The organism is Methanocella sp. MCL-LM (assembly GCF_049676595.1).
In the GTDB taxonomy this organism is placed as follows: Archaea; Halobacteriota; Methanocellia; order Methanocellales; family Methanocellaceae; genus Methanocella_A.
The window spans coordinates 3,350,703-3,377,331 of sequence record NZ_CP187259.1 but is presented as its reverse complement, the minus strand read 5'-3'; the positions used below and the strand labels follow the sequence as shown (position 1 = coordinate 3,377,331).

Below are 26,629 nucleotides of genomic sequence, written 5' to 3'. Positions count from 1 at the left end.
CCAAACAAGGCCATAACACCGGACCACCGATTACTCACCAGACACGGGGAATACTGGTAATCTGTCAGAATCTGTGATCCTGGCACAGCGCAGCGTTCTTATTCGTCCGCTGGCTCACAGGCAAGACTGGGCATAGCTACTCCGCTTCCGGGAACTCGTATGGTATGATCGCTGTACCACGGACACCATTCAGGGCTCCGGGTAACAGCTCGAGCACCATGAAGGCATCGTCAGGTATCCACTCCGGCGCTTCCAGCCCTTTTTCTCTGGCCGGCGTGAACCCGAACCGGGGATAGTATTCGGGGTGCCCGCAGAGTATAACGATCCGGTGCCCCTTTTCCCTGCATTTCTCCAGCCCTGCCCGCATCAGTGCTGAGCCGACACCCTGCCGCTGCTGCTCTGGCCTGACAGCGATCGGGCCGAGGTATAGTGCAGGCACATCTCCGGACGGGGTCCGGATCACCATCGGGTTGAACAGAATGTGGCCGACGATACTGCCTGATCTGACGGCAACGAGGGATAGCTCCCGGTCATATATCGGTGACTTACGCAGGACGTCGACTATGCATATGTTACCGTCGTCTCCGAAAGCGAGGAAGCCGACTTCCCGGATCGAGGCTTCGTCTCCGGCCCTTTCTGCCCGAATCTGGATCTCTATACTCTCCTGTGTCTGCTATCATTTCCCGGTGGGTATATCTACCTTTACTGTCATTACCGCCGGTCTCAGCCCCCAAAGTTGATACCTGATCAGGGCCAATAATACGCCGATATGCCAGCGAGTAAGGAGTACAAGGAATTAATAGAGTTGGTCAGGGAGCTGAGCACGCTGGAGCAGGTAGCCAGCTTACTGGGATGGGATGAGCAGACGTACATGCCTTCGGGCGCTTCTCCGGACAGGGCGCAGCAGAACTCTGCCATCGCAGGGATTATCCACGAGCGGCTAACGTCTCCCCGAATGGGCAAGCTCATCAAGGCGCTGAAAAAGCAGGAGCTCTCAGCAGACGGAAAAGTCGTCCTGCGCGAGGTCGAGCACAAGTGGAAGAGGGCTTCGAGCGTTCCCTGCTCGCTGGTGAAAGAGATCAGCAAGACCGAGTCGCAGGGCCTGGAAGCCTGGATGAGGGCAAGGAAGGATAGCGATTTCAAAAAGCTGGAGCCGGTGCTCGGGAAGATGATCGACCTGAAGATGCAGGTAGCGGAGCACGTCGGCTACGAGGACAAGCCTTACGATGCGCTGCTCGACGACTACGAGCCGGGCATGAAGACCCGCGACGTGGAAGCGCTGTTCGGCCGGCTCACCACGAAGCTGGCGCCGATCGCCAAAAAGATCCTCGATGAGCCAGCGCCCAAAAACGCCATACCAAAAGGCATTTACCCGCTCGAGGACCAGCGTAAGTTCCTCTGTGTCCTGGCGACCAGCATGGGCTTCAACATGGACTGCGGCCGCATCGACATGTCGGCACACCCGTTCACTACCGGGGGCTGCAGGGACGTGAGGATCACTTTCCGCTACCAGGAAGACAACCCGTACTTCTCCATCTTCCCGATCATCCACGAGGCAGGTCACGCCCTGTATGAGCAGGGCTACCGGGAGAAGCACTACGGCACCCCGCTGGCAGAAGCCGTGTCCATGGGCCTGCACGAGTCCCAGTCCAGGATGTGGGAGAACGTGGTGGGCAGAAGCCTGCCCTTCTGGACGCACTTCTACCCGCAGATGCAGCAGGCGTTCCCGAAGTTCAGGAAAGTGTCCCTGGGGGCGTGGTACCGGGAGATCAACCGGGTGAGCCGGTCGTACATCCGGGTCGAAGCCGACGAGCTGACGTATAACCTGCACATCGCCGTGCGGTTCGAGGTGGAGGACGCGATCTTCGACGGCCGGTTAAAGACCGGTGAGATCCCGTCGTTCTGGAACGAGCGCTTCGAGAAATACCTGGGCATCGAGGTGCCCGACGACTCTCAGGGATGCCTGCAGGACGTCCACTGGCCCAGCGGCGGGTTCGGGTACTTCCCGTCCTACACGATGGGCAACCTCTATGCAGCCCAGTTGTGGGATGCGGCGAAGCGGCAGGTCCCCGGCCTGGAAGACCGGATCGCAGCAGGCGACCTTGGCGCAATGCTCGGCTGGCTGAGGCAGAACGTCCACCTGCACGGCAAGAGGTACAGCACCGCAGACCTCATGAAGCGCGTCACCGGGGACAAGATCAGCGAGGACTACTTCATCAGGTACGCCCGGGAGAAATACGGCAAGCTGTACGACGTGGAGATCGAGGCAGCGCCAAACATCGCCGTACCTCGCCGGGTGAAGCCTGGCAGAAAAGCCTGAACCGTACTGGTTGCCGTGTTTGCGAAAATATGGCAACCTTTTACTTATTTTACCGATTGCAGCGTTTACATAAGGTATTTAAATTTTATTTGCGTGTTACCGCATGTGTCGGGCTTACTGGGGAAGATTTACCGGGCTAAATGGCTTCTGATTGGCGTAGTCATGGTACTACTGCTGTTCTGGATCCTGCGGCCTTTCCTCGACGTGTTCGTCTACGGCATCTTCGTCTACTATGTCACCAGGCCGATCAAAAACCGGCTCGGCCGGTACATTAAAAACGAGACTCTGCTGGTGATGGCCTGCCTGACCTTGCTGGTGCTGCCTCTGATCATCATCGTCGTATACACGCTGCTGACCGGCATGTCGCAGCTGCTCGCGGTGGTCAACAACCAGGGGCTGATGTCGGCGGTGCCCATGGGGACGCTGATGAACGTCACAGTTTCCTTCACCAGCGCTCATGATAATCTCTCTGCAGGCGGCCAGCTTGCCGAGGTTGATTTCGACAACCTGACGTCTGAGCAGTTATACCAGCTTCTTGCCGGGTACTCCGGCTCGCTGCCCGAGATAGAGCATATCATCATGTCTGCAGGCAGCACCATAGTCGACATGCTACTGCGGATCTTCCTGATGTTCCTGGTTGCATACTACCTGCTGAAGGATGACGACAAGCTGAAAAACTGGTTCTGCCGGACATTCCCCCGGGTTATCAAAGAGCACAACGACGTATTCATCCGGTACTGCAAGGCTGTCGACTCCGACCTGCAGAAGATCTTTTTCGGAAACCTATTGAGCATCGTCTTCTTCGCCGTCGTGGCGGCGGTCGTATTCCAGCTGCTGAGTACCTTTGCTCCCGTGCCATCGCTCCAGATTCCCTCCCCCATCCTGTTAGGAATACTGTGCGGTGTTTCGGCATTTCTGCCGGTGGTCGGCATGTGGCTGGTAGTGGCGCCCCTCTTCGCCTACCTGATCATATGTAGCCTGATGGCCGGCACCCTGTTCCCGAACCTCGCCTACTTCCTGGTCATAGTGCTGGCAATACTGCTCTTCGTGCAGACGCTTCCCGAACTGCTCATCCGGCCTTACGTGGGCAGAGGCCAGCTCCACATAGGCCTGCTCATGTTCGCCTACACCCTCGGGCCCATCGTCTTCGGCGTCTCCGGGCTGTTCCTCGGCGCTATTCTCCTGGTCCTGATCACCCACTACTTCCGCATCGTGGTGCCGGAGATGGCCAGAGGCGGGCACGACAACCACGACCTGCATCTGTGAGTGCGAGAAGAACGACAAACGCTGCGTTGTGCGTTTCAGATTGCTCATATAACGTGAGACAGCAATACGAACGCTGCGCTGTGCCAGATCACAGATTCTGACAGATTGCGCAGATTACACAGATGGCCATCGAATTCAACTAATTGGCGGGCTACAATCTTACTCTTATCGAGTCGTATCTGTGTAATCTGTGGCATCTGTCAGAATCTGTGATACTGTATACATGGGACTGCTTCCAGTCGGTCACAGCGCAGCGTTCGTCCACGTTCACGGGCACAAGACAACTGTTGGTATGTATCCTGAAAAAAGGGCCAGCACAGCGCAGCGTTCGTCTGCATACGCGGGTACGGCAAGAGTGCGGCACCTCCGGACCGATCGTAATGGCTACCGGAAGAGTGCGGGGTGGGGGCGACAATCCTTCTCGGAACCGAAGGCCGCCCTCTCACCTCCTCACGCTTTCAGCGTCGCATAGTATACTCCGCCAGGGTGGGTGTCCCTCGGCATATGTCCGTAGTACATATACCAGGTATCGCCTATCTGGATGAGCGTCGGATCGCTCGGGGGAGCGCTCGGGAAGCGTCGGCCGACCTCTTCCGGGATCAGGTTGTCGATATGGGCGAAGACTGGCTCGGCAAACGTGCCGTTGGAATACGTGCTGTAGTAGATGCCGTCGTAGGTCCAGAAGTACACCCGCACGGTGTTGTCCGACCACCTGACGAGATCAGGCCCGTCCATAAAGCCCATAAACCGGTTGTTACGGCTGTCCAGCGCGATCCCGCGCTGCTCGAAGTTGACGCCGTCTTTGCTGGTGGCCCAGTGTAGCATTGAGGTCTTATCGTTAGGCACGCCGGCTGCATACTTCTTGTACAGGTCGGCGCGATGGACCATCAGGTACGTCCCGTCGTCCAGCAGGATGGTGGATGGGCCGGCCAGGTTATCGACGAATCCACCGCTACCGTCACCCAGGCCTATGACATCGTCCTTCTCTGCCGTCCAGTGCAGGCCGTCGGCAGAAGTGGCGCTTCTTATTTTCCCCGGGCCGTTCGTGAAGTACATGCGTAGCTTCCCGTCGGGCAGCCTTACGACATCGGGGAAACAGGCCTCGAACGTGCTGCCCTGGTCCCAGTGCCAGGTCACGCCGTCGGCAGAGGTCGCCGAATAGACGATCCGGTCCCTCGTCCCGTTGGCGAAGTACATGCGATAGGTGTCATTATCGATCGGTATAATATCAGGGTCACAATAGTCGGGCCCTGACAGCTCGGGGATGTACCCGTGTTTCTCCCAGCTGGCCTCACTTGCGGGGGAGGGCGTGTTACCGGCCGGGGTCGGCGAGGGTTGCAGCGTCGGTGATGGTAAGGCTGTTGGCGTTGGAGTTGCCGTTGGCGATGGTCCCGCGCAGCCGGCCAGCGATACCGCCGCAGCTATCACTAGTAAGATCGTAAGCGATGCAAGCGATCTAAAAAGGTAATTCTTACCGGATGACATGTATTTCTCCATTTTTCTTTGCCGGTGGCAGTCGTGCACGGTTTCTTCCAGATTGGCGGTCAGTGACCAGATCGGTTTGCGTCGTGCCCGAGAACGCTCTCTGCCATTAGCTTTGTCAGATATGGCGAAATGGGAAATAAATATTTGCTACTAAAAATGAATTTACTGTCCGGATACAATCCAAAAATCTTATCCAGGCTTAAATTAGGCGTCTCCGGCGTTTCCGGGCCATCCTCCCGGCACTGGTCGTCCACTACTTCGGCATCGTAGTGTCCTCATACCGGTTGGAGTAAAAGATATTATTTAAGCTATGGCTTCTTTAGCAGGTCATTCGCGCTGACCGGACCCTGGGGGCCCATGGTCTTGCCCACGCAGTCTTTGGACTCCCGGGCTTCGTCGATGCACTCCTTGGAGCCGCAGAGGAGCCTGCCGAAGTGGGCGCAGGTGGCATCTTTGCCGCAGATCGAGCATTTCTTGCCTTTAAAAAAGTCGCTCATGGCATCTACATAACATTTTTAAGGCTTATAAACATTATTATATTCTCGTGGCTGGCTTAATCTCCAAGGTATTCAAGGCCAAATGGCTGCTGCTGGGCATCGCGCTAATATTACTGCTAGTCTGGATCCTGCGGCCGTTTCTGGACGTGTTCGTCTACGGTATTTTCGTTTACTACATCACCCGGCCGATCAAGCACTGGCTGAGCCGGTACATCAAGAACGAAGGGCTGCTGGTCAGCGTAAGCCTGCTGTTGCTGGCGCTGCCACTCATCATCCTCATCGCGTACACGCTGCTGGTTGGCATGTCCCAGCTGATGGCCGTGGTCAACAGCTACGGGCTGACGGCTGCGCTGCCTTCCGGGCCTCTCACCAACATGACCGCGTCTTTCTCCCAGCTGCAGAGCAACGTAACCAGCGGTAACCTGACGATGCAGAGCATCACCGATATCACCAACCAGGACTGGTACCGGATGATATCGGGGTATTCGGGTAATCTGCCCCTGCTCCAGGCTATCGCCTTCTCTACCGGAAGCACGATTGTGGACATCGCGTTCAAGCTGTTCATCATCTTCCTGCTGGCCTTCTACATGCTAAAGGAAGACGCCCACCTGCAGCGGTGGTTTGCGAGCACCTTCCCTAAACTCATGGAAGAGCATAACCGGCTGCTGCCCAGGTATGCCAGCGCCGTCGACGCGGACCTGCAGAAGCTGTTCTTCGGCAACCTGCTCAGCATCATCTTCTTCGCGATCATCGCGGCGGTCGTGTTCGAGGGCCTGAGCATTTTCGCCCCGGTGCCGTCGCTCCAGATCCCCTCGCCCATCCTGCTCGGGATACTGTGCGGTGCCTCTGCCCTCATACCCATCGTTGGTATGTGGCTGGTGGCAGGACCATTGTTCATTTACCTCCTGATCAACAGCCTGATAGCGGGCACCCTGTTCGCGAACTTCGGCTACTTCCTGTTCATGGTCCTGGTCATCTTCATCTTCGTCCTGACCATCCCGTCCTTCGTGATACAGCCCTTTATGGCCAGGGGACAGGTACACACAGGCCTACTCATGTTCGCCTACATATTAGGACCCCTGGTATTCGGCATCTCCGGCCTGTTCCTCGGAGCCATCGTCCTGGTGCTGGTCACCCACTACTTCGGCATCGTCGTGCCGGAAATGGCCGCCGATGGCCAGGAGAGCCACGATTTTAGCCTGTGAACCAGGTTAGCCCTGGCGGAAGGAATGCTTTATCGAACCGCTCTGCCCAGGATAAAGATTTAAACTAGCGCAGCACTTATTCCGCAGGTGTCATCAGTGGGTAAAAAGGCAGAAGAACGAATCGTAGATCTCATAATGATGTTAGCTAAGCACTGGCTGATCATATTCACAGTGCTGGTCCTGCTTTTCATCATTCCCATCGTAGGCTATTCTTACCTGATGTCCACGGGCAACCCACTACTCCAGTCGATAGCCCACGTCATCTTTGTCCTGTATAAGGTCACCTGTCACCAGCTGCCCGAAAGGTCGCTGTTCGTCTTCGGCTACCAGATGACCGTTTGCTCCCGCTGCTTCGCTATCTACGCAGCGTTCCTCGCAGGTTGTGTGGCCTTCGCCTTCGTTAGAACGAGGCTGAAGATCTGGAGCCTGAAGTACTTCGTAATCATCTGCATACCCATGGCAATCGACGGCTTCGCCCAGCTCTTCGGCGTACCCCTGCCCAGAGGCATCGGCCCCGGCTTTGAACTCATCTGGATGACAGAAAGCACCAACCTGATGCGGATCGTCACCGGAAGCATCTTCGGCTTCGGATGTGCCCTGTACGTCCTGCCCTACCTCGAAGAGATCTTCGGCAGCGCACCAATCAGCCCCGCCGCAAACCCCGGCCAGCAACAGCCGCAACAGCCGGCCAGTCCCGAGAGCCCGGCCAGGTAAAATCATTTTTATCCACGCGGCACTGTTCTTTATCCTGTTTACTGGAGAGCAGAGGTTCTAACCACAGCGGCACGGAGACAATTCGAGAAACGATCGCTGGATAGTTATTTGAACCACGGCGGCACGGAGACAACCCGTATCCGAATAGCAAGGCTCCTTTCTTATTGATCCACGGCGGCACGGCGGGTTGACGGCACAAAGACAACCGCATATTGTTACAATACTGGAGAAACCGGGAATCACTATAACAAGTAGTTTACCGGTCATGTGATCATAAGTATATACTGAAACCCCTGTCCAGTAAACCGTATTTGATTAAGGGGCTGTCTCCGTGCCGCCGTGGACTAAAAAGAGTTCAGTATTACCGGTACGCCATTGTCTTTGTGTCGCTGTGCCGCCGTGGTTCCAGTTACCACCCGGTTATTGCAGGTCGCACTGTCGCCGTGTCGCTGTGCCGCCGTGGTGATAATTCCGGAGTGTCTTTATCGTATCACTTGAAGGGCCAGACCATGTTTTTGATGCGCTTGATTACCGAGTCTGTATCCCCATCGTTTTTGGCGGCGATGATGAGGTCGATCAGCACGTATATAAGCGGTAAGGCCCAGGCGATGAGGTAGGCGTAGCCGAGCCCGTAGGGGAAGCCGGCGATCAGCCGCAGCAGGTTGGTGCTTTCCCTGAAGCCGAAGAGCTGGGTGAACCCGTCGATGGCCGTGGGCAGGAATAGCAGGACCAGCAGCACGTAGTTCATCTTGAATTCCTTCGTGCCGAAGCCTTTCAGCCGGAAGAACAGGAGGCCGAGCGCAGTGGCGATGTAGATGGATGTATCCCGGGCGCAGACTGGCATCTTAATCCCGTCGTAGTAGAACGTGCGGAAGGATAGCTGGTGGCACAAGTGCGAGTAGAACCACCCGATGAAGTCGCATATGGCCAGGAAGGTGCGGTCGTGCGGCGCGATGGAGAGCAGCACCCACGGGACGAAGATCGAGAGCGCGATGATCAGGTATGCCGCTACGATGAGATCGAAGACGAGCAGCTTGACGTTGGCCATGCGATAACATAGAGCGATCTAATTGTATAAATCTGTTTAGGGGCTTAAAACGGCGGGCATTCCGCGGTTTATAAGAGAAAAGCTGTGCCGAGCCCACGCCGGCTCTCGGATTCAACGTACCGGGCAACACCGTTTTCACCCGGTTTTCCGACTGAATTATCAAGGCTCCATACAGGTATTGCGCATGGTTTTTCGTGTATGATTAACTTCTTATACTACCCGGTCATACTGTCCTACCGGTTTTTAGTAAAATATAATATCATACGCGCTAAATATATTTTCAAGAGGAGTTCTCATGGCAGACAAGATCAAAGTCGCGCTCAACGGTTATGGTACCATAGGAAAACGTGTCGCGGACGCAGTCATGCGCCAGGACGACATGACACTGGTAGGAATTGCCAAGACCAAGCCGGATTACGAGGCGTACGTCGCCGCTAAGAAGGGCTATGCGATCTACGCTGTGGACCCGGCCAAAGCTGAGTCTAAGTTTAAGGCCGCGGGGCTTTCTATCGCGGGCTCTAACGAGGAAATGATCAAGAAGGCAGACATCATCGTGGACTGCGCTCCCGAAGGCATAGGCGAGGAGAACAAGAAGCTCTATGAAAAGCTGAAGAAGCCCGCCATGTTCCAGGGCGGGGAAGAGCACGAGGTCGCAGGCGTATCCTTCAACGCAGCGGCGAACTACGACCAGGCGATCGGCAAGCAGTTTGTCCGGGTCGTATCGTGTAACACCACTGGTCTGTGCCGTCTCTTATACGCGCTGGACAAAGGGTTCGGAATCAAGAAAGTCAGGGCGACCATGATGCGCCGTGGCGGCGACCCGAACGACATCAAGAGGGGACCGATCAACGCCATCGTACCTGACCCGATCCACCTGCCGTCCCACCACGGGCCGGACGTGAACACGGTCATGCCCCACATCAAGATCGATACCGTGGCAGTCAAGCTGCCTACGACGTTGATGCACATGCACTACGTCAACATGAACCTGAACAAGGTGCCGTCCAGGGAAGACGTGATCGCCACGCTGAAGCAGTACCCCAGGATCTGGCTTATCCCGCCCTGGCTGAACATCAAGTCCACCGCCGACGTCATCGAGTTCGGCCGTGAGCTGGGCAGGCCCAGGAACGACATGATGGAGAACGTCATCTGGGAAGAGTCCATCGCCGTCGACAAGGAAGGCGAGCTCAACCTGTTCCAGGCCATCCACCAGGAGTCGGACGTCATTCCGGAGAACATCGACTGCATCAGGGCGATGACCGGCATCGAGAAGGACGGGAAGAAGTCCATGGAAAAGACCAACAAGACCATGGGCCTCGGCAACTTCAACCCGTGGAAGCTGACCTTGTAAGACGCCGGAGAAACCTCCGGCCACTTTTTCTTTCGAGGCTAAAATGAAGGCGGTAGACGTGCTGATCTCCGGCCGGGTCCAGAAGGTCGGCTACCGGGCATTTACCAGGAAAAATGCTCTTCTGCTCGGCATCAAGGGCTACGTCGAAAACATGCCTGACGGCAAGGTTCACGCAGTCATCGAGGGCGACGATCACCAGATCGACAAGCTGCTGGAGCTGATCAGGCAGGGACCAGTAGGTTCGCAGGTCAGGGACGTCAAGGTCGCTGAAATAGAAAAGGCAGGATACCAGGGCTTCGAGATCAGGTGACAGACTGCAATAATCCGAATACTCGTCCAGCCTGGTTATGCTATCGCGCCTAACAGTGACGCCGTAATCTTTTCTAAAGCTTCTTGCATGCCTGCGGACAGGCCTTCCATGTCCTCAATATGTCCCGGCTGCACGCCGATCAGGAACACATCCGCTCCTGTCTCCTGCCGGAGATAATCCATCACGAAGTCCAGCGACAGCGTGTGCGAAAACCCTTTTTGGGCAATCTCGTCGCTCTCCACAACAAAAGCGCTGCCAGGCGGGGCGTCCTTGAAGATCAGGGCATCGATGAGCACTATGGCCTTCGGCTTCAGCTTCTTAATCGCCCCTGTCACATTCTCCGGCGCGCTGCCTGCATCGATTGTGTGGGGCACTTTTTCAGCCAGCAGATCGATGATCGCCGGTCCTGCGGCATCGTCCCCCCTGTAGCGGTTGCCTATGCCGACGAAGACGATCTGATCTGCCGGGATACCTTTAAGGCGGGCTTTCAGTGTCTCCTCCAGGCAGCTTGCCATCTCACGCACCAGTGTGCAGCAATGAATCGGCCGCTAATTGCAGCAGGCCCTCCGTGAGCCCGGGGAACAGGCCCAGGATAATGCAGAGCGCCACCATGATCAGGATCGGGATAAGCATGTACAGGGGCGGGTCTGATGATTTATCGAACCCCGGTTTCTCCTTGCCCAGGAAGATCAGGTAGAACGCCCGGAACAGGTACAGGAAAGTCACGATGCTTCCTATAATCTGCAGGTAGGCGAACCATTCGTACCCCCACCAGATCGTGGCAGCGTGGGCGGTGGCTTCCTCGATGGCCGCTTTGCTGGCCGCTCCGTTCAAGAGTGGCAGGCCGGCCATAGCCAGCCCTGCGATCGCGAAGCAGATCGCCGTGATCGGCATGCGCTTCCCCAGGCCGCCCATCTTGTGCAGCTGGCGGGTGTTCACCCCGAGGATAAGGGCGCCCGAGATCAGGAACAGGCAGCCTTTGAACAGCATGTGATTGGTGATGTGGAACAGCGCCCCGTAAACTCCGAGCGAGGTGGCGAGGCCCAGGCCGACGATGATGTAGCCCATCTGGCTGATGCTGGAGTAGGCGAGCACCCGCTTCAGGTCTTCCTGGAACAGCGCCATTATCATGCCGACGATCATGTTGAGGACGCCGAAGCTTACGACTATGAGCATGACGAGGTCAAAGCCCGAGGAGCCGTAGAACGGGTAGACCGCCCTCATCATGGCGACCACGCTGGCGCTGATGAGGATACCGGACATCGTGGCGCTGATGGGTGGCGGGGCCTCCGAGTGGGCGGGGGGCAGCCATATCAGGCCCAGCGGCAGCAAACCTGCCTTGGTGCCGAACCCGAACAGGAACAGCAATGCAAGCAGGAACTTGTCGCTGTCAGGGATCAGGGCGAGGTTCGTCGTCACGTCGAACGAGTGAGTGTGGTTGTACAGGATGAAAGCGCCGTACATGACTAACAGCACTTCGAAGATGCTGATGGTCAGGTAGATCGTCGCCGCCTGGATGGAGCGTTTGGTCCTCCCGAACAGCACCAGCACTGCGCTGATGACCGTCGCCGCCTCCAGAAAGATGAGCATGATAACCACGTTGCTCGAGCAGGCGAGCCCGCTCATGAAACCCATCATCATCAGATATGCGGCAAAGTAGGTGCTATCATACTGCGGCCTTCGCTTGTAGGCAAAGGAGTAGAACATAACCAGGAGGCCAAGGAAGCACACAACGGTACTGATCACCATGCCTGAGGCGTCCAGCGTGAGCGGCCCGTACGACAGGGGCTTCATCCCGCCCTGCAACATGAGCAGGTAGCCCAGGTTGATCAAGAACAGGAAAACAGAGTATACAATAACGAAGGCTTCGAAGGCCTTTCTATAATACCTGTAGGCCGCCAGCGCGATCAGGGCGCCGACCACCGGCAGAATGACAGGTGCGAGAGCAAGGTAGTCGTTCATCGGGCGTTTCCGTCCTCGTTCATCAATAGATACTGGTCGCCAGCCTTAGCGATTGGCTTCCAGTCAATATATGAGAATCATGATGTATAAAAGTTGCCCGGAGAAAAGCCCGAAGAAGTGCCCCGAAGGCCGCCATATCAGGCGCCGGGCACAGGGTTAGTGAGCAGACCGGGGGCTGAACAAGCCTTTCGATCAGCTGAGAAAAGAAGTAGGGAAACGCCTAGTAGATAGGCGTTCCAGTAGTCTTGGTAAGCTCGGTGTAAGCCTTCATCAGCTTCCTGGTGACCGGGCCGGGCTTGCCGTCGCCGATGATGCGCCCGTCGATCTTAGTCATGGGTGCAATCTCGGCTGCGGTGCCTGTGACAAAGACCTCGTCTGCCGTGTACAGGTCAAAGTAACCCAGGTTCTGCTCGATGAGCTGAATCCGGTGCTTGTCGCAGAGCTCCACGACGCAGGCCCTGGTGATGCCGTTCAGGTTCTGCTGCACAAAGGGAGTGTAGATTTTCCCGCCCTTGATGACGAAGATGTTGTCCCCGGAGCCTTCCGAGACGTTGCCCCGGACGTCGAAGATGATGGCCTCGTCGCCGCCCTTCTCGTTAGCCTCGATCTTCGCGAGGATGTTGTTCAGGTAGTTGAGCGACTTGATGTTGGTGGGCAGCGCCTCTGCGGCGTTCCTGCGGACAGACACGGATACGCCGGTCAGGCCCTTCTCGTAGAGGTCGCCGTACATGGCGCCCCAGCTGACCGCGATGATGATGACGCTGGTCTTGGCGCACTTCCTCGGGTCCAGGCCCAGGTCGCCCACGCCTCTGGTAATGATCGGGCGGATGTACGCGTCCTTCAGGTTGTTCTTCCTCAGCGTTTCCAGGATGGCCTGCTTCATCTCGTCCTTGGAGAGCGTCGGCTTGAGCATAATCGCCTTGGCGCCGTCGTACAGGCGGTCGACGTGCTCGTCGAGCCTGAACACCCTGCCGTTGTACGCCCTGATCCCCTCAAAGACACCGTCACCGTATAATAAGCCGTGATCGAAAACCGATATCCTGGCGTTCTCCTTATCGTAGAACCTGCCGTCGATGTAGATATACTCGGTCATAAAAATACCCTGACAATATTAGCCCCCATACATATAATCCTTGTGCAGCCATGGCCTTGTTAATGGGCCCGCGAACGATGACGGACGCTGCGCTGTGCCAGGTCACAGATACCGGCAGATGACACAGATTACACAGATACGGCTTGAAGTGTAATATCGGTAATCATCTATCCGTTTATCGAACTTTTATCTGTGCAATCCGTGTAATCGGTAGTAATCTGTGACCTGGCACAGCGCAGCGTTCGTTTGCGAGCTTCACTAGTAAGCCAGCTTTAGCCCGCAGGGCTACGAAAGCCTTTTAACCCCCGGGCCGTATAACTTTTATAAAATTTCCGGTGGATGGTTGCAGATGGCAGAAGAGCCCGTGAACGAGCGTCAGGTTAAGAAAGGCCCGGGTGCCGGGGAAATCCTGAGCAAGGCGCTGGAGCTGGTCAGCGCAGGTAAGCTGCAGGACTCGCTGGTACTGTTCGACAGGGCTATCGAAGCCGATCCGGAATACGCTGAGTCCTACAACTGCAAAGGCCTCGTGCTCGTGGAGCTGGGGCGCCTCGAGGAATCCTTCGGGTGCCTGGAAACTGCGATCGCGCTGTGCCCCGGAAACCCGAAATACTGGTACAGTAAAAGTCTCCTGTTCAGGAGGCTGGGCATGTACGAGGACGAAGGCCAGGCCTGCCTCAACGCCATCAAAGCCGATCACAAATATACGATGGCCTGGTATGGCAGAGCCCGGGCGCTGGCGGCGCTGGGCGAAGCCCAGGAGGCAATAGTGTGCCTGGAGAAGAGCATCGAGCTGGAGCCGTTCAACGCTGACATGTGGCAGTACCGGGGTGCCTGCGAGTGCTCCATGGGTGACTACGACCACGCTGTCAGGTCCTTCGACAGGGCCATAGAGATCAATCCCGACCATGGCAAAGCCTGGTGCGGAAAAGCCGAAGTGCTGGCCAGCATGGGAGACATGATAGGATCGCTGCGATGCTACGACCGGGCATCGGCGGTGACTCCCTCGCTGCCCGACGCCTGGCTGGGCAAAGGCCGCCTCATGCTCCTCGCCGAAAAGTACGAGGATGCAGCCGGCATGTTCGGCAAAGCTGCCGAAGTATCGCCGGACCTGGCCGAAGCCTGGCTATACCGGGGCTGGGCGCAGGAGCTGCAGGCACGGGCAGAAGAAGCGCTCGAGTCTTATACTAAGGCCCTGGAGCTCGACCCCGGAAACCACACGGCCTGGTACATGAAAGGGGTACTGCTCGGCAGGATGGAAAACTACGATGCTGCTGTCGAATGCTTTGACGCGGCGATCAGGCTCGCTCCCGAATATGTCGAGGCGTGGTACAGGAAAGGGTTACTGTTAGGAATGGCGGGACGGCGGGAAGAGGCGGCCGCTTGCATTACGAAGGCCATAGAGCTGGATCCGGAGCTGTTTGAGCGGATCAGGCAGGAAATAGATAATAACGCTTGATTTTCCTGCATTTGATACCTAATAGGGCGGATAAAACTTAAAAAATTATTAAAATATTATCACATATATTTGGCTTACTTTTCTGAAATTACGCTTTTGTAGTTAACTTTAAATAAGAATAAGACAAATAAACTGTTATTCAGTTGGGGGTTACTCTCGATATGCCCAAGAAAAACGTGTCGCGAGATGATCCCGTGTCGGACTTCGTCCGACCGAAGAATTAATGGGGGGAATATAGCTGAAAATTAGAACTCTGTTAGTGACGGCTATCGCTGCACTATTGATACTCGTACTGGCGACGCCAGTAGCATCTGCTGCAGATACAACAGCACCTACTTCAAGCGTTGATCTTGAATGGTTATACAATAACTGGTTCGACGGCTCTGTTACTGTACATATCTCAGCCAACGATAACCGCTGGGGAAGCGGCGTAGACTACATTATGTATAGTCTTGATGGGTCCAACTACGTAAAGGACAACGGAGGTTCTGCATGGGTGGATGTTACTACAAATGGTATTACTACCCTGCATTACTATGCTGTCGATAACGACGGGAACGTTGAAACCCCTGAGCACACTCTGCAGGTGAAAATCGACCGTAATGCGCCAGTGACAACCGTTTCACCTTCGGGCACGGGCGGCGTTGACGGCTGGTTCAGTAGCAACGTTGTAATGGGTCTTAATGCGGCCGACGACTTTTCCGGAGTAGACAAAATCAGGTATTCGCTCTTCGAGCTGAAAGATTTTCACCTGATGTCTATTTATAACCCCTCGAACCCGCCGGTTCTGAAGATCAGCGAGTCCGGTAGTGACAAAAAGTCGACGATCTACTACCGCTCTGTGGACAATGCAAACAACCGTGAGGCATGGAAGTCCTACGAGGTCAAGTTCGATACCGGCAAGCCGACTATTTCGGTCAGCCCGGCACCTTCTGCCGACTGGTACACCACTGCTCCGACATTCACTTTCACCTTCAATGACGCCCTCTCCGGTGTTTATCAGCACTCGCCTGTAACTGTAACGCAGGGCGACACCACCGGTACGGAGATCCTTGCATGGGTTACGGATAAAGCGGGCAACAGAGAGGAGATGAGGTTCACCGTCAAGGTGGACACGACTGCCCCGACGATCTCGGGCGCCGCTGACAGTGCTCCCAATGGAGCCGGCTGGTACAATGCCCCGGTGACAATAATTTTCACCGCTTCTGATGCAACCTCCGGTCTGGCTAACTACGACCCGAAGACGGTTGTTCTTGACAGCGAAGCTGCCGACCAGTCTGCCTCGAGCACCGCTACGGATAATGTGGGCCACACCGCGACGGCCACTGTCGACAACATCGACATCGACATGACCGCACCCGTCACCAGCCACAGCCTTTCCGGCACCATCGGCAGCGACGGCTGGTACACCAGTGACGTGACTGTGACTCTGTCGGCAAGCGACGGGCTCTCGAATGTCAAGACCACTGAGTACAGCACCGACGGCACCACCTGGACCGCATACACTGTACCTGTAGTAATCTCTGCAGACGGCACGACCACGGTGTACTACCGCTCCACGGATAACGCCGATAATCTCGAAGAGACCAAATCGGTGACTTTCAAGGCAGACAAGGTCCAGCCTACGACCACCCTGACCCCGTCCAGGCCCGCTGACAGCAGGAACTGGTACAACGCCCCTGTGGACATATCGTTCACGGCAGAGGACGCAACCTCTGACGTAAAGAACATATTCTACCGGCTTATCGTCAACGGCGAACCGGGAAGCTGGATGACCTACACCCCGGGCACTTCCGTGAACATAGCTTCGGAAGGCAATACTACTGTAAGGTACTACTCGGTGGACAACGCGGGCAATGAGGAAGCTAAGAAGAGCAAGACTATCCGGATCGATACCGTAAAGCCGACGATCAGCGTGAGCCCCGCTCCGGCTGCAAGCTGGTACACTGGCTACCAGACGTTCCACTTCACCTTCGAGGACAGCACCTCGGGTGTCTTCAGGCATTCCGCCGATGACGTCACCGTGAGCACTGACTCGACCGGATACGAAGTTGTCGCCACTGCAACTGACAGGGCTGGCAACTCCGAAGAGATGAGGTTCACCGTCAAGGTAGACACGACTGCTCCGTCCATCTCCGGCACCACCGACCGTGCCCCGAATGCGCAGGGCTGGTACAACGCCCCGGTAACTGTGACCTTCTCCGCTACCGACGCGACTTCGACGGTGGCCTCGGTCAACCCTGAAAGCACGACTTTCAGCGGCGAGGGAGCAGACCAGTCTGTCACGAGCACCGCGACAGACGTAGCAGGCAACACTGCCACTGCAACGGTCGACAACATCGACATAGACATGACCGCACCCACTACCGGCTACCGCCTCTCCGGGACCACCGGCAGCGAAAGCTGGTTCACGGGCGACGTGACCATGACCCTGTCGCCAGGCGACGAGCTCTCTGGTATCCAGGGTAGCGAGTACAGCACCGACGGCACCACGTGGACGGCATACACCGCACCGGTAGTCTTCTCGGCTGAGGGCACGACCACGGTGTACTACCGCTCTACTGATAACGCAGACAATGTCGAGGATGCTAAATCGGTTACCTTCAAAGTAGACAAGACTGCCCCGGTCTCGAGCGCTTCTCTTGCCGGCATAGTGGGCCACAACGCGTGGTATGTGTCTGACGTGATCGCGACCTTTTCGGCCACGGACGACGGCTCCGCCGGTCTCAGGGCTATCGAGTACAGCACTGACAATGGCGTAACCTGGACCACGTACACCGCCCCTGTGAATTTCTCGACTGACGGCATGACTACTGTATCGTACAGGTCGGTAGACATTGCGGGTAATGTAGAGACAGCGAAGCAGTTCAGCTTCAAGACCGACAAGACTGCGCCAGAGCTGTCCGGCAAGCTGGACGGTTCCAGGAGCAGCTTTGGCTGGTTCGAAGGGGACGCATCCCTGACGGTCACCTCCAGCGATCTGACCTCGGGCCTCAGCAGCGTCATGTACAGCATCGACGGGTCGAACTGGAAGGTCTACGCCGGACCGGTGACTGTCCCGTACAGCGGCTCGCACTATGTGTACTACGGCGCCATCGATAACGCGGGTAACACTAAGAACGGCTCCAGCTTCGCCTACTTCCCGCCCGGCACCGTCCAGTACGTGTGGAGCATAATCTCGCCGACCGCGACGCCGACCCCGACGCCGACTGTGACGCCGACCCCTGGTGCAGATGTTACTCCGACGCCGGAAGTAACCCCGACCCCGGAGATCACTCCGACGCCGGAAGTTACCCCGACCCCTGAGCCGACGACCACCGCTCAGACCCAGCCCGGCAACAACTGGTGGATCTACCTGATCGGTATCCTGATCCTCGGTGCGGGAGCGGCAGGAGCATACTTCCTGTTCCTGAGGAAGTAAATACAAATAAGATGGGGCATTCGGCCCCATCTCTTTTTCTTTTATCGAAAGCCCTTTTATCTCTTAACCACCTATTCCTGTCCATGGAAGGCAGGGACATCGCCGGGCTCATTGATCACACGCTACTGCGGCCGGACGCTACGGAATCGGACATTGAAAAGCTGTGCGAGGAAGCGGTACAGTATGGCTTCGCATCTGTGTGCACCGCGAGCTGCTGGACGGCGCTCGCCCGCCAGTACCTGGACTCAAAAAAGTCACCGGTCAAGGTCTGCACCGTGGTGGGGTTCCCGTTCGGATCGTGCCTGTCGGACGCCAAGCTGGAGGAAACCTGGGATGCGGTGGAGGCCGGTGCCGACGAGATCGACATGGTGATCAACGTCGGGTACCTGCGGTCGGGCCTTCTCGAAAAGTTCGAAAAGGACATTCGCGAAGTGCGGATGGCCAGCGGCAGCGCCGCCGTCAAGGTCATCATCGAGACCTGCTACCTGACCGACGAGCAGAAGGTGCTGGCAGCCAGGACAGCTAAAAAGTGCGGGGCCGCATTTGTCAAGACCTCTACTGGCTACGGTCCGGCAGGGGCGAAGCTGGAGGATGTGCGGCTGATCAGGGAAGCGGTACCTGACATATTGATCAAGGCTTCCGGTGGAATTCGGACCTACGATCAGGTAAAAGCCTTTACGGAAGCGGGGGCGTCGAGGATAGGCACCAGTTCGGGACCAGCCATCATGGCAGGCGCCCGCAGCGAAAGCAGCTACTAGATATTAAAGTTTTCCCGATACTGGCCCGTGATACAGCCTGCATAATACACAGTGGCATAAATTACTACTGTTTTAGAATAAATGTGGTGCAGGCCATTGTGTCACAATCTTTAAAACCGATATTCTTTTAAACAAGGATGCTTATAACATAATAACTTGAGGTATAATTATGGCAACTTTCGGCATAGAGTTTGTTCCGAATGTTCCTTACACGGAACTAGTCAACTATTGTAAATTCGCAGAAGACAACGGTCTGGACTTCCTGTGGATCACTGACCACTACAACAACCGCAACGTCTTCGAGATGCTCGCCCTGATCGCGGCCCAGACTTCCCGCATCAAGCTCGGCCCCGGCATCACCAACGCTTTCACTTCCAGCCCGGCAGTCACTGCATCGGCTATCTGCAGCGTTGATGAGATCTCCAACGGCAGGGCAACCCTGGGTATCGGCCCCGGTGACCTGAGCACCCTCCCGAAGATCGGCATGGCCATGGAAACCCCGGTTGCAAGGCTGACTGAAGCCGTCGGCATCATCAAGAAGATGTGGGCCGGCGAGGCAGTCGCAACCCCGGACAACAAGGTCTTCAAGTTCGCAGGCGCCCAGCTTGCCTACAAGCCCAAGCAGAAGGCCATCCCCGTGTACATCGGTGCACAGGGTGAGAAGATGCTGGAGACCGCCGGTAAGATCGGTGACGGTGTCCTGATCAACGCATCCAACCCGAAGGACTTCGCCTTCGCAGTGCCCATCATCAAGAAGGCCGCTGGCGAGAAGAAGTTCGACATCGCTGCGTACGCATCCTTCTCCATCGACTCCGAGAGCAAGAAGGCCAAGAGCGCAGTCAAGCCCGTCGTAGCGTTCATCGCTGCCGGCTCCCCGGTCCCCGTCCTCCAGAGGCACGGCCTGGACCTCGCCGCAGTCGAGACCATCAAGGGCGGCCTCGCAAAGGGCGACTTCAAGACCGCATTCGGCGCAGTCAACGACCAGATGATCGACGCGTTCTCCATCTACGGCACCCCGCAGGAAATGAACGAGAAGATCGCCGGCCTGACCGCAGCTGGCTGCACTCAGATCGTCGCAGGCTCCCCGATCGGCGCAGACAAGAACAAGGCTATCCGCCTGATTGGAAAGTACATCGTATAAATGTAAGCAAGTGGACTACACGTCCACTTCTTTTCTCTTTTTAGCCCTACCAAATCCCAGGTCTACGAGCGCAGGCTGTTTAGGGATCGAAGCAGCAGCAAGACTTCCGTTATACCGACCAGCACGTATTGACCGGTGCCATCGTAGTCTCCGCTTATGCAAAATTATATATGCGAGTCTGACCATCACGACAACCACGAGATGGATTCGGTAATCCCGCAGGGATAGAAATCCGATACTGCCTTCGGCAGTAAACAGCTCATTTTGCTATAGCCCCTCCCCGGGAGTGGTTTAGGCTGGAAGAAAAGTATCCGGCGCCTGGTAAAATGTCTCATTTGTTCGTCAAGAAAAAGGTGTAACTTTCATGAAAGATGTAGGAATCATAGCGGTCGGCGGCTACGAGGAAGTAGGCCGCAACATGACCGCCATAAGAGTAGGAAAAGAGATTGTCATCATGGACATGGGTGTCCGGCTCGACCGGATCCAGATCCACGAAGACACGGAAATGGAGAACATGCATTCTCTCGACCTCATCCAGATGGGGGCGATTCCCGATGACAAGATCCTCAAGAACGTCGACGGCAACGTGGTCGGCATCGTGTGCACGCACGGCCACCTGGACCATATCGGCGCAGTGCCCAAGCTGGCCCACCGGTACAAGTGCCCGATCATCGGCACGCCGTTCACGACTGAACTGATAAGGCAGGAGATCAAGTCCGAGCGTAAGTTCAAGGTCACCAATAAGCTCGTCCCGATGATGTGCGGCGAGATCTACGACCTGTCGAAGAACCTGGCCGTAGAGCTCATCAGGGTGCAGCACAGCATCATCGACAGCGCTTTCGCCGCGCTGCACACTCCGTTTGGCATTATCCTGTACGCGTGCGACTTCAAGATCGACCGTACGCCGACGCTGGGCGAGGTCCCTGACTTCAAGAGGCTCAAGCAGATCGGCCGGGATGGCGTATTTGCCATGATCACCGAAGGCCTCGACTCGGACCACTCGGGCAAGACCCCGTCTGAGCAGATCGCCAAGGATCTTGTCTGGGACGCCCTGCTGGGTACGGAAGAGACCGAGAGCGGCGTGCTGGTTACCACGTTCGCGTCACACATCGCCCGCCTCAACGCAGTCATCGAGGCATCGGCCAAGATGGGCCGTACTCCTGTGCTCATGGGCAGCAGCATGGAGCGGTACTTTGGTACCGCCCTCAGGATGGGCTACGTGAAAAAGCCCGATAACCTGAAGATTTGCGGCAACCGCCGCTCGGTAGATTCGACTACCAAACAGATCATCAGGGAAGGCAAGAACAAGTACCTGCCAATAGTCACCGGCCACCAGGGAGAGCCCGGCGCAGTCCTCGGCCGCATTGCCAGCGGAGAACTCGATTTCCAGATGGAGGCAGGGGACAAAGTAATCTTCTCTGCCAACGTCATACCGAACCAGCTGAACATTGCGAACCGGTATACCTGCGAGACGAAATTAAAGCAGAAGGGTGCGAGAATCTACGACCGGGTTCACGTGTCCGGCCACGCCTACAAGGAAGACCACTGGGAACTCCTGAGGATGGTCAGGCCCGAGCACGTCATACCCACCCACGGCACCTTGAACATGCACACGGCATACGTGGAGATGGCCGAGGACACCGGCTACGAGTTCGGCCAGACCGTGCACATCCTGAGAAACGGGCAGGAGCTCACCCTTTAAAGGGCTCATCCGGCGTGCGAGGGGTAATGCTGGCGATCAGTAGTCGCCAGCATACCTCGCCGCTCATTTTCTATTTATACATCGCCAGGCATAGTCACTGCTGGAACTTTTGGACGTGTGCCCGATCAAATTAAGCCGATTAAGAACTCCTTGAGGTCGGGGAGGTCGCGGGAGGTCGGGGAGGATTTTCAAGCTGGGAGGTCAGGGAGGTCAGGAGGTCAGAGAGGAGGATAGGGAGTGTGGAAAGGTCAGAGAGGATATTTTTAAGTTAAGTCTCTCGGACCTCCGGGTGCCTCACATAACCTCCCTCTCAGACCTCCTGACCTCCCTGACCTCCCAGCTTGAAAAGTCCTCCCTGAACTCCTCGTACCTCTCCGACTGCCTCTCCGACCTCTCAACACGTCCCGGACCAGTCGTTCCTTCTCATCGCAAATTATATATATTCGCCCCGGGTAAATTCTGACCAGCATGTGCGTGCATCACGGTATTTTCCGTAGCGACAAAGCGGTCATTCTCAACGTAGCCGTCGCTATCGTGGCCGTGAGGCGTGACTAGCGCACCGTTCCATTCATTTTGAGGCCAGCTTAGCCTGCCCATTTTTTCGCAGAGAGCGGCCCGCATATCAACTAAACACTAACTGAACAGAGGATACGTATCATATGTCGTCAGAAGAACAGAGACACAAGTATGAGTTTAAGAGGAAGCTCGAAGAGCTCCGGAGCAAGCAGGGACAGGGCACCGAGCTTATCTCGCTGTACATCCCGCACGAAAAGCGGATTTCCGATGTGGTAGCTTACCTCAGGGATGAGCACGGCTCGGCCGCTAACATCAAGTCCAAATCCACCCGGGACAACGTGCAGAGCGCGCTGGAGTCGATCATGGCCAAGCTCAGGTATTTCAAGGAGCCTCCTGAGAACGGCATGGTCATCTTCACCGGCGCGGTGTCGCTGGGCGGCAATAAGCAGGACATGGAGTCCATCGTCGTCGAGCCGCCTCAGCCGATCACCTCGTACTCATACCGGTGCGGCAGCAACTTCGAGCTGGAGAAGCTCGAGGACATGCTGGTCGACAAGAAGACCTTCGGCCTGCTGGTCGTGGACCGCAGAGAGGCTACGATCGGGACGCTTAAAGGTAATCACATCACGCCGCTGAGGCACCTGACAAGTACCGTGCCCGGGAAGCAAAAGAAGGGCGGGCAATCGTCTCACCGGTTCCAGCAGCTGAGACTGATTGCCATCAACGAGTTCAACAAGCGTATCGGCGACGCGGCCAACGACATCTTCCTGGCCATCGACCGCAACGACTTTCAGGGCATTCTGGTGGGCGGCCCGACGCCAAGTAAGGAAGAGTTCGTGAAAGGCGAGTACCTCCACCACGAGCTACAGCCGAAGATCCTCGGCCTCTATGATATCGCATATACCGACGAGTCGGGGCTGACCGAGCTCATGGATGCGGCAGGTGACACGCTCTCTAACCTCGACGTAGTCAAGGAAAAGAAGCTCCTCGAAAAGTTCATGAAGGAACTGGTAGCGGAACGCGGCCTCGCCTCTTACGGTGAGGACTCGGTCAGAGCCAACCTGCAAATGGGCGCGGTAGAAGTATTACTCCTCTCCGAGGACCTCAGGAAGAGCAGGCTGACGGTAAAATGCCAGAGCGGCAACTGTAACTACACCACGACCAAGTCGATCAAGTACCGGGTGGGCGAAACACCCACCGTGGGAGAACGGTGCCCGAAGTGCCAGTCGTCTCTGGCCATCACCGAAAACATCGACGTCGTCGAGGAGCTCTCGCTGACCGCAGAGCAGATGAACACGGAAGTCGAGTTCATCAGCACCGACTTCGAGGAAGGCGAGCAGCTGTTCAACGCGTTCGGCGGCATCGCGGCCATCCTGCGATACCACACAGGATCGTAAGCGGGGTGTGAAGACATGTACCTTAAACTGTTAGAGGAGACCGGCCGCCTGCTGAAGCAGGCGGTGGCTGACGCTGGCTATCCGGCCGGCGACCTGAACCTTGTCGAGTCGCAGCACGCCGATGTTAGCTCATCGCTGCCCTTCCGGCTCGCCAAGGAGCTGAAGAAGAACCCCAAGGAGATCGCCGCCGCCATCGTGGAGAAGATGGGCAAGAGCGAGTACATCGACAGGGTCGAGGCTACGGGCGCCTACATCAACTTCTACGCCAGCCAGAAATATGTCAGCGATTCCCTTAAAGAAATCCTCTCGGAGAAGAAGTTTTTCGAGCTGGAGCCCAACAATGTCAAAGTCATTTTAGAGCACACTTCCGCCAACCCGACCGGGCCGCTGCACGTGGGCAGAGGGCGTAACCCGATCATAGGCGACACGCTTGCCCGGCTCCTGAGAGCCGGCGGCTACGACCTGGAAGTCCAGTACTACGTGGACGACATGGGTAAACAGGAAGCCACTATCGTCTGGGGCTTCGACCACCTGGACAGGATCAAGCCGGGGAAGCCCGAGACAGACAAGCCCGACCACGAGATCGTCGAAGTTTACAGGGCGGCTACCGACCTGAGGAAGTCCGACGAGTCAGTGGAGAAGGAGATCTCCGAGATCCTGAACGCCTACGAGCACATGGACCCCGCCACGGCGGTCAAGTTCAGGGAAATGGTTGAACGATGCCTCGAAGGCCAGAAGATGACCCTCGCCAGGATGAACGTGTTCTACGACCGGTTCGTGTGGGAGTCCGACTTCGTCAGAGACGGCTCGGTCAACCGGGCTGTCAAGACGCTCGCCGAGTCAAAGTACGCTACGACCAAGGATGGCGCGCTGGCACTCGACTTGTCGACCTTCGGCATGGACAAGGAGTTCGTTTTGACCAGGGCGGACGACACCTCTCTCTACACTACGAGAGACATCGCCTTCCATGTATGGAAGCTGGCCCAGTGCGACAAGGCGGTCAATGTCCTTGGCGAGGACCAGAAGCTCGCCATGCAGCGCCTGAACGCAGCGCTGAGCATCCTGGGCGAGAAGAAGGCACCGACCATCGTGTTCTACTCGTTCGTGTCATTGCCCGAGGGCCGCATGTCTACTAGGAAAGGCGTCGTCGTCAACCTGGACGACCTGCTGGACGAAGCCGTCGAAAGGGCATACGTCGAGGTGGACAAGCGCAGGAAGGACATCCCCGAGGAGAAGAAGAGGCAGATCGCCGAAGCGGTGGGGATTGGTGCAGTCCGCTTTGATATTGTGCGCGTTGCGCCGGAGAAGTCGATCACCTTCAAGTGGGAAACGGCGCTTGACTTCGAGAAGCAGGGCGCCCCGTTTATCCAGTACGCCCACGCAAGATGCTGCAGCATCCTGGAGAAGGCGAAGCCGGGTGCTTACGATGCATCCGTGCTGAGGGAGCCGGAAGAGGCGACACTGGTCAAGAAGATCGCCATGATGCCCTACGTGATCAAGAACGCCTCCACCGAGCTCAAGCCCCACGTCATCGCCATCTACGCCCGCGAGTTAGCAGAAGCCTTCAACCAGTTCTACCGGGTCTCCCCGGTGCTCATCGCCGAGCCGGAGCTAAAAGAGGCACGGCTGGCGCTGGTCGACGCATCGAGGAAGGCGCTGGCAGCTTCGCTGGGCATGCTTGGAGTAGCGGCCATTGAGGAGATGTAAAGCCTCCTCACTTTTTACTTTTTATAAAGTTTAAGACACTATTGTCGGCGGCTTTTCGAACACACCAACCTGATGATCTGCTTTCCTAAGGGCTTGTTTAGCGGCTTTTAGGGTTTGTCGTAATCCTCGGCTACTTTTGAAGCATAATCCAATGTCGTTTTAATATCTTTTACATAATTATGGAGATTGACGTATCTTTGGGAAACATCCGCTATGAATTTCTCCCCGAGATCGATGACCCCGGCAAAAAATATTTTTGCCGGGATAGGGCATCCTCTTTCGCCGCATGGATAGCTTTCAGTAGTATCAATAGCCCACCTACACTCATGCTGCGTGGAGACTATCGAAAAATACACCTGTCCGTCTGTTAAGTCGAGCGAAATTCCGATCATGTCTTCTTCAATGCTGATCATGCATTTTTGACCCTCGATCAGCCTTGGAATCGCTTCGATGATCTCCGGTATCTCATACAGGATGTAGTTCCCGATAAAGCCTTCGTCGTCCGGTGCCTGAACGTTTTTTGTCAGGATTATGTCATTAAATATGACCCGGATACCCCCGTTGAGCTGGTACCATTCTCTAACGCTTTCTGGTTTGATGCTACTATCCTCGATTTTATAGTTTATGGTAAACCCTGTCATACCTATACACCGTTAGCCAATCATCCAAGTCCCGTCTTTTTTAACATATGTCAATGAGTTTTATTGTACTCTCCCACCACCTCTTCAGTATTCTTCAACGCCTGGCTGAAATTGTGTATATCAATCGGTTTTAGATTCTTGTATCTCACAGATATATCCGATAAAAAGTCATGCGTCATCTTCATTGGCGTCGAAGGGCAACCTGTCCTAACCTGATAACCTGCTGGCCAGTACGATGTTTTACTCTTGCCTATCTTCGAACCTGATACATGTCGGATATCGATATGAACATCGCCGAACTTGAAATCTCCTTTCTCTAACCACTAAATAATTTCAGGCTGTCCAAAAGCAGGTTTTGCATCCACATGCCCCATTTCAATAATGTCTTCAATTTTTTACGATGTTGTATTACCAAGTCAACTTCGTCTATCGTATGGCCGCTAACCAGTAACTTTTGCGCGTCTGCCAGGTTGCCTTTCTTAGACCATTCGACAATTTTCTTTTTATTCACTCCCCTCTGTAGCAGGTGATAGACAACCGCGTCGCCGTTCTGGCCGACCTTATTCATCGCCTTTATTACGACTGCTAACTGATCGTCTATGTTGTCTCCACCGATCTTCACAACCCCTATCATTATAC

General features: G+C 56.0%; 22 protein-coding genes. 13 read left to right on the top strand and 9 right to left on the bottom strand.

The genetic code is table 11. The annotated features are described in order from the left end of the window. Positions 1-136 precede the first annotated feature (136 nt). A complete protein-coding gene (locus tag ACPLPM_RS17025; RefSeq protein ID WP_424360007.1) occupies positions 137-538 on the bottom strand; it encodes a GNAT family N-acetyltransferase in 402 nt (133 codons plus the stop codon). Between the two features lie 231 nt (positions 539-769). On the opposite strand from ACPLPM_RS17025, the gene ACPLPM_RS17020 reads away from it, so the two are divergent. Next, entirely contained in the window at positions 770-2,320 is a 1,551-nt protein-coding gene (locus ACPLPM_RS17020; RefSeq protein WP_424357964.1) for a carboxypeptidase M32, read from the top strand. A gap of 105 nt (positions 2,321-2,425) precedes the next feature. Then, entirely contained in the window at positions 2,426-3,586 is a 1,161-nt protein-coding gene (locus ACPLPM_RS17015) for an AI-2E family transporter (protein ID WP_424357963.1), read from the top strand. Positions 3,587-4,036: 450 nt separating this feature from the next. Here ACPLPM_RS17015 and ACPLPM_RS17010 read toward each other — a convergent pair whose 3' ends face one another. Both ACPLPM_RS17010 and ACPLPM_RS17005 read right to left on the bottom strand, forming a co-directional pair. Beyond that, positions 4,037-5,071, bottom strand: a complete 1,035-nt coding sequence (locus ACPLPM_RS17010; RefSeq protein WP_424357962.1) for a hypothetical protein — start codon at positions 5,069-5,071, stop codon at positions 4,037-4,039. A 308-nt stretch (positions 5,072-5,379) separates the two neighbouring features. Further along, positions 5,380-5,568, bottom strand: coding sequence for a hypothetical protein (locus ACPLPM_RS17005; protein WP_424357961.1), 189 nt, complete (start codon positions 5,566-5,568; stop codon positions 5,380-5,382). A 47-nt stretch (positions 5,569-5,615) separates the two neighbouring features. Here ACPLPM_RS17005 and ACPLPM_RS17000 point away from each other — a divergent pair, with 47 nt between their 5' ends. After that, positions 5,616-6,773, top strand: coding sequence for an AI-2E family transporter (locus tag ACPLPM_RS17000; RefSeq protein WP_424357960.1), 1,158 nt, complete (start codon positions 5,616-5,618; stop codon positions 6,771-6,773). 87 nt (positions 6,774-6,860) lie between these two features. Then, complete coding sequence (locus tag ACPLPM_RS16995) at positions 6,861-7,487, top strand: DUF2085 domain-containing protein (protein WP_424357959.1); 627 nt, start codon at positions 6,861-6,863, stop codon at positions 7,485-7,487. A 490-nt stretch (positions 7,488-7,977) separates the two neighbouring features. On the opposite strand, the gene ACPLPM_RS16990 is transcribed toward ACPLPM_RS16995, so the two are convergent. After that, complete coding sequence (locus ACPLPM_RS16990; protein WP_424357958.1) at positions 7,978-8,535, bottom strand: DUF2085 domain-containing protein; 558 nt, start codon at positions 8,533-8,535, stop codon at positions 7,978-7,980. 295 nt (positions 8,536-8,830) lie between these two features. On the opposite strand from ACPLPM_RS16990, the gene ACPLPM_RS16985 reads away from it, so the two are divergent. After that, positions 8,831-9,886 carry a type II glyceraldehyde-3-phosphate dehydrogenase gene (locus ACPLPM_RS16985; RefSeq protein ID WP_424357957.1) on the top strand — a complete coding sequence of 352 codons (1,056 nt, stop codon included), beginning with the start codon at positions 8,831-8,833 and terminating at the stop codon, positions 9,884-9,886. A gap of 43 nt (positions 9,887-9,929) precedes the next feature. After that, positions 9,930-10,196 (top strand): acylphosphatase, encoded by a 267-nt coding sequence (locus tag ACPLPM_RS16980; protein ID WP_424357956.1) that lies wholly within the window; start codon positions 9,930-9,932, stop codon positions 10,194-10,196. A gap of 35 nt (positions 10,197-10,231) precedes the next feature. Here ACPLPM_RS16980 and ACPLPM_RS16975 read toward each other — a convergent pair whose 3' ends face one another. The 3 genes from ACPLPM_RS16975 to ilvE all read right to left on the bottom strand — a co-directional run bounded on the left by ACPLPM_RS16975 (position 10,232) and on the right by ilvE (position 13,251). After that, positions 10,232-10,711, bottom strand: a complete 480-nt coding sequence (locus tag ACPLPM_RS16975; RefSeq protein WP_424357955.1) for a hydrogenase 3 maturation endopeptidase HyCI — start codon at positions 10,709-10,711, stop codon at positions 10,232-10,234. A 1-nt stretch (position 10,712) separates the two neighbouring features. Continuing rightward, positions 10,713-12,158 (bottom strand): complex I subunit 5 family protein, encoded by a 1,446-nt coding sequence (locus ACPLPM_RS16970; protein ID WP_424357954.1) that lies wholly within the window; start codon positions 12,156-12,158, stop codon positions 10,713-10,715. Between the two features lie 220 nt (positions 12,159-12,378). Beyond that, complete coding sequence (gene ilvE / locus ACPLPM_RS16965) at positions 12,379-13,251, bottom strand: branched-chain-amino-acid transaminase (protein WP_424357953.1); 873 nt, start codon at positions 13,249-13,251, stop codon at positions 12,379-12,381. Between the two features lie 349 nt (positions 13,252-13,600). Between ilvE and ACPLPM_RS16960 the strand changes: the two genes are divergently transcribed. From ACPLPM_RS16960 to argS, 7 genes are all read left to right on the top strand, one after another. Next, the gene (locus tag ACPLPM_RS16960; RefSeq protein WP_424357952.1) at positions 13,601-14,707 is read left to right on the top strand and encodes a tetratricopeptide repeat protein; all 1,107 of its coding nucleotides are present in this window, start codon (positions 13,601-13,603) and stop codon (positions 14,705-14,707) included. Between the two features lie 259 nt (positions 14,708-14,966). Beyond that, positions 14,967-18,128, top strand: coding sequence for an OmpL47-type beta-barrel domain-containing protein (locus ACPLPM_RS16955; RefSeq protein ID WP_424357951.1), 3,162 nt, complete (start codon positions 14,967-14,969; stop codon positions 18,126-18,128). Positions 18,129-18,211: 83 nt separating this feature from the next. After that, positions 18,212-18,886, top strand: coding sequence for a deoxyribose-phosphate aldolase (gene deoC / locus ACPLPM_RS16950; protein ID WP_424357950.1), 675 nt, complete (start codon positions 18,212-18,214; stop codon positions 18,884-18,886). A 169-nt stretch (positions 18,887-19,055) separates the two neighbouring features. Beyond that, on the top strand, positions 19,056-20,027 hold the full coding sequence (locus tag ACPLPM_RS16945; protein ID WP_424357949.1) for a 5,10-methylenetetrahydromethanopterin reductase: 972 nt from the start codon (positions 19,056-19,058) through the stop codon (positions 20,025-20,027). A gap of 364 nt (positions 20,028-20,391) precedes the next feature. Continuing rightward, the gene (locus ACPLPM_RS16940) at positions 20,392-21,729 is read left to right on the top strand and encodes an RNase J family beta-CASP ribonuclease (protein ID WP_424357948.1); all 1,338 of its coding nucleotides are present in this window, start codon (positions 20,392-20,394) and stop codon (positions 21,727-21,729) included. A gap of 659 nt (positions 21,730-22,388) precedes the next feature. Beyond that, positions 22,389-23,642: a peptide chain release factor aRF-1 gene (prf1, locus tag ACPLPM_RS16935; protein ID WP_424357947.1), complete on the top strand. Its 1,254-nt coding sequence runs from the start codon at positions 22,389-22,391 to the stop codon at positions 23,640-23,642. Positions 23,643-23,657: 15 nt separating this feature from the next. Beyond that, positions 23,658-25,349: an arginine--tRNA ligase gene (argS, locus tag ACPLPM_RS16930; protein WP_424357946.1), complete on the top strand. Its 1,692-nt coding sequence runs from the start codon at positions 23,658-23,660 to the stop codon at positions 25,347-25,349. A 107-nt stretch (positions 25,350-25,456) separates the two neighbouring features. Here argS and ACPLPM_RS16925 read toward each other — a convergent pair whose 3' ends face one another. Then, a complete protein-coding gene (locus ACPLPM_RS16925; RefSeq protein WP_424357945.1) occupies positions 25,457-25,990 on the bottom strand; it encodes a hypothetical protein in 534 nt (177 codons plus the stop codon). 316 nt (positions 25,991-26,306) lie between these two features. Next, positions 26,307-26,612 (bottom strand): hypothetical protein, encoded by a 306-nt coding sequence (locus ACPLPM_RS16920; protein ID WP_424357944.1) that lies wholly within the window; start codon positions 26,610-26,612, stop codon positions 26,307-26,309. Between the last annotated feature and the right edge of the window lie 17 nt (positions 26,613-26,629).

What these genes read in the sequence shown, in the direction of transcription:
- ACPLPM_RS16960 (WP_424357952.1), top strand. Translation starts at nt 13,601, where the DNA reads ATGGCAGAAGAGCCCGTGAACGAGCGTCAGGTTAAGAAAGGCCCGGGT.
- ACPLPM_RS16970 (WP_424357954.1), bottom strand. Translation starts at nt 12,158, where the DNA reads ATGAACGACTACCTTGCTCTCGCACCTGTCATTCTGCCGGTGGTCGGC.
- ACPLPM_RS17010 (WP_424357962.1), bottom strand. Translation starts at nt 5,071, where the DNA reads ATGTCATCCGGTAAGAATTACCTTTTTAGATCGCTTGCATCGCTTACG.
- deoC (WP_424357950.1), top strand. Translation starts at nt 18,212, where the DNA reads ATGGAAGGCAGGGACATCGCCGGGCTCATTGATCACACGCTACTGCGG.
- ilvE (WP_424357953.1), bottom strand. Translation starts at nt 13,251, where the DNA reads ATGACCGAGTATATCTACATCGACGGCAGGTTCTACGATAAGGAGAAC.
- ACPLPM_RS17020 (WP_424357964.1), top strand. Translation starts at nt 770, where the DNA reads ATGCCAGCGAGTAAGGAGTACAAGGAATTAATAGAGTTGGTCAGGGAG.
- argS (WP_424357946.1), top strand. Translation starts at nt 23,658, where the DNA reads ATGTACCTTAAACTGTTAGAGGAGACCGGCCGCCTGCTGAAGCAGGCG.
- ACPLPM_RS16945 (WP_424357949.1), top strand. Translation starts at nt 19,056, where the DNA reads ATGGCAACTTTCGGCATAGAGTTTGTTCCGAATGTTCCTTACACGGAA.
- ACPLPM_RS16985 (WP_424357957.1), top strand. Translation starts at nt 8,831, where the DNA reads ATGGCAGACAAGATCAAAGTCGCGCTCAACGGTTATGGTACCATAGGA.
- ACPLPM_RS16990 (WP_424357958.1), bottom strand. Translation starts at nt 8,535, where the DNA reads ATGGCCAACGTCAAGCTGCTCGTCTTCGATCTCATCGTAGCGGCATAC.
- ACPLPM_RS16925 (WP_424357945.1), bottom strand. Translation starts at nt 25,990, where the DNA reads ATGACAGGGTTTACCATAAACTATAAAATCGAGGATAGTAGCATCAAA.
- prf1 (WP_424357947.1), top strand. Translation starts at nt 22,389, where the DNA reads ATGTCGTCAGAAGAACAGAGACACAAGTATGAGTTTAAGAGGAAGCTC.
- ACPLPM_RS16975 (WP_424357955.1), bottom strand. Translation starts at nt 10,711, where the DNA reads ATGGCAAGCTGCCTGGAGGAGACACTGAAAGCCCGCCTTAAAGGTATC.
- ACPLPM_RS17005 (WP_424357961.1), bottom strand. Translation starts at nt 5,568, where the DNA reads ATGAGCGACTTTTTTAAAGGCAAGAAATGCTCGATCTGCGGCAAAGAT.
- ACPLPM_RS16980 (WP_424357956.1), top strand. Translation starts at nt 9,930, where the DNA reads ATGAAGGCGGTAGACGTGCTGATCTCCGGCCGGGTCCAGAAGGTCGGC.
- ACPLPM_RS16940 (WP_424357948.1), top strand. Translation starts at nt 20,392, where the DNA reads ATGAAAGATGTAGGAATCATAGCGGTCGGCGGCTACGAGGAAGTAGGC.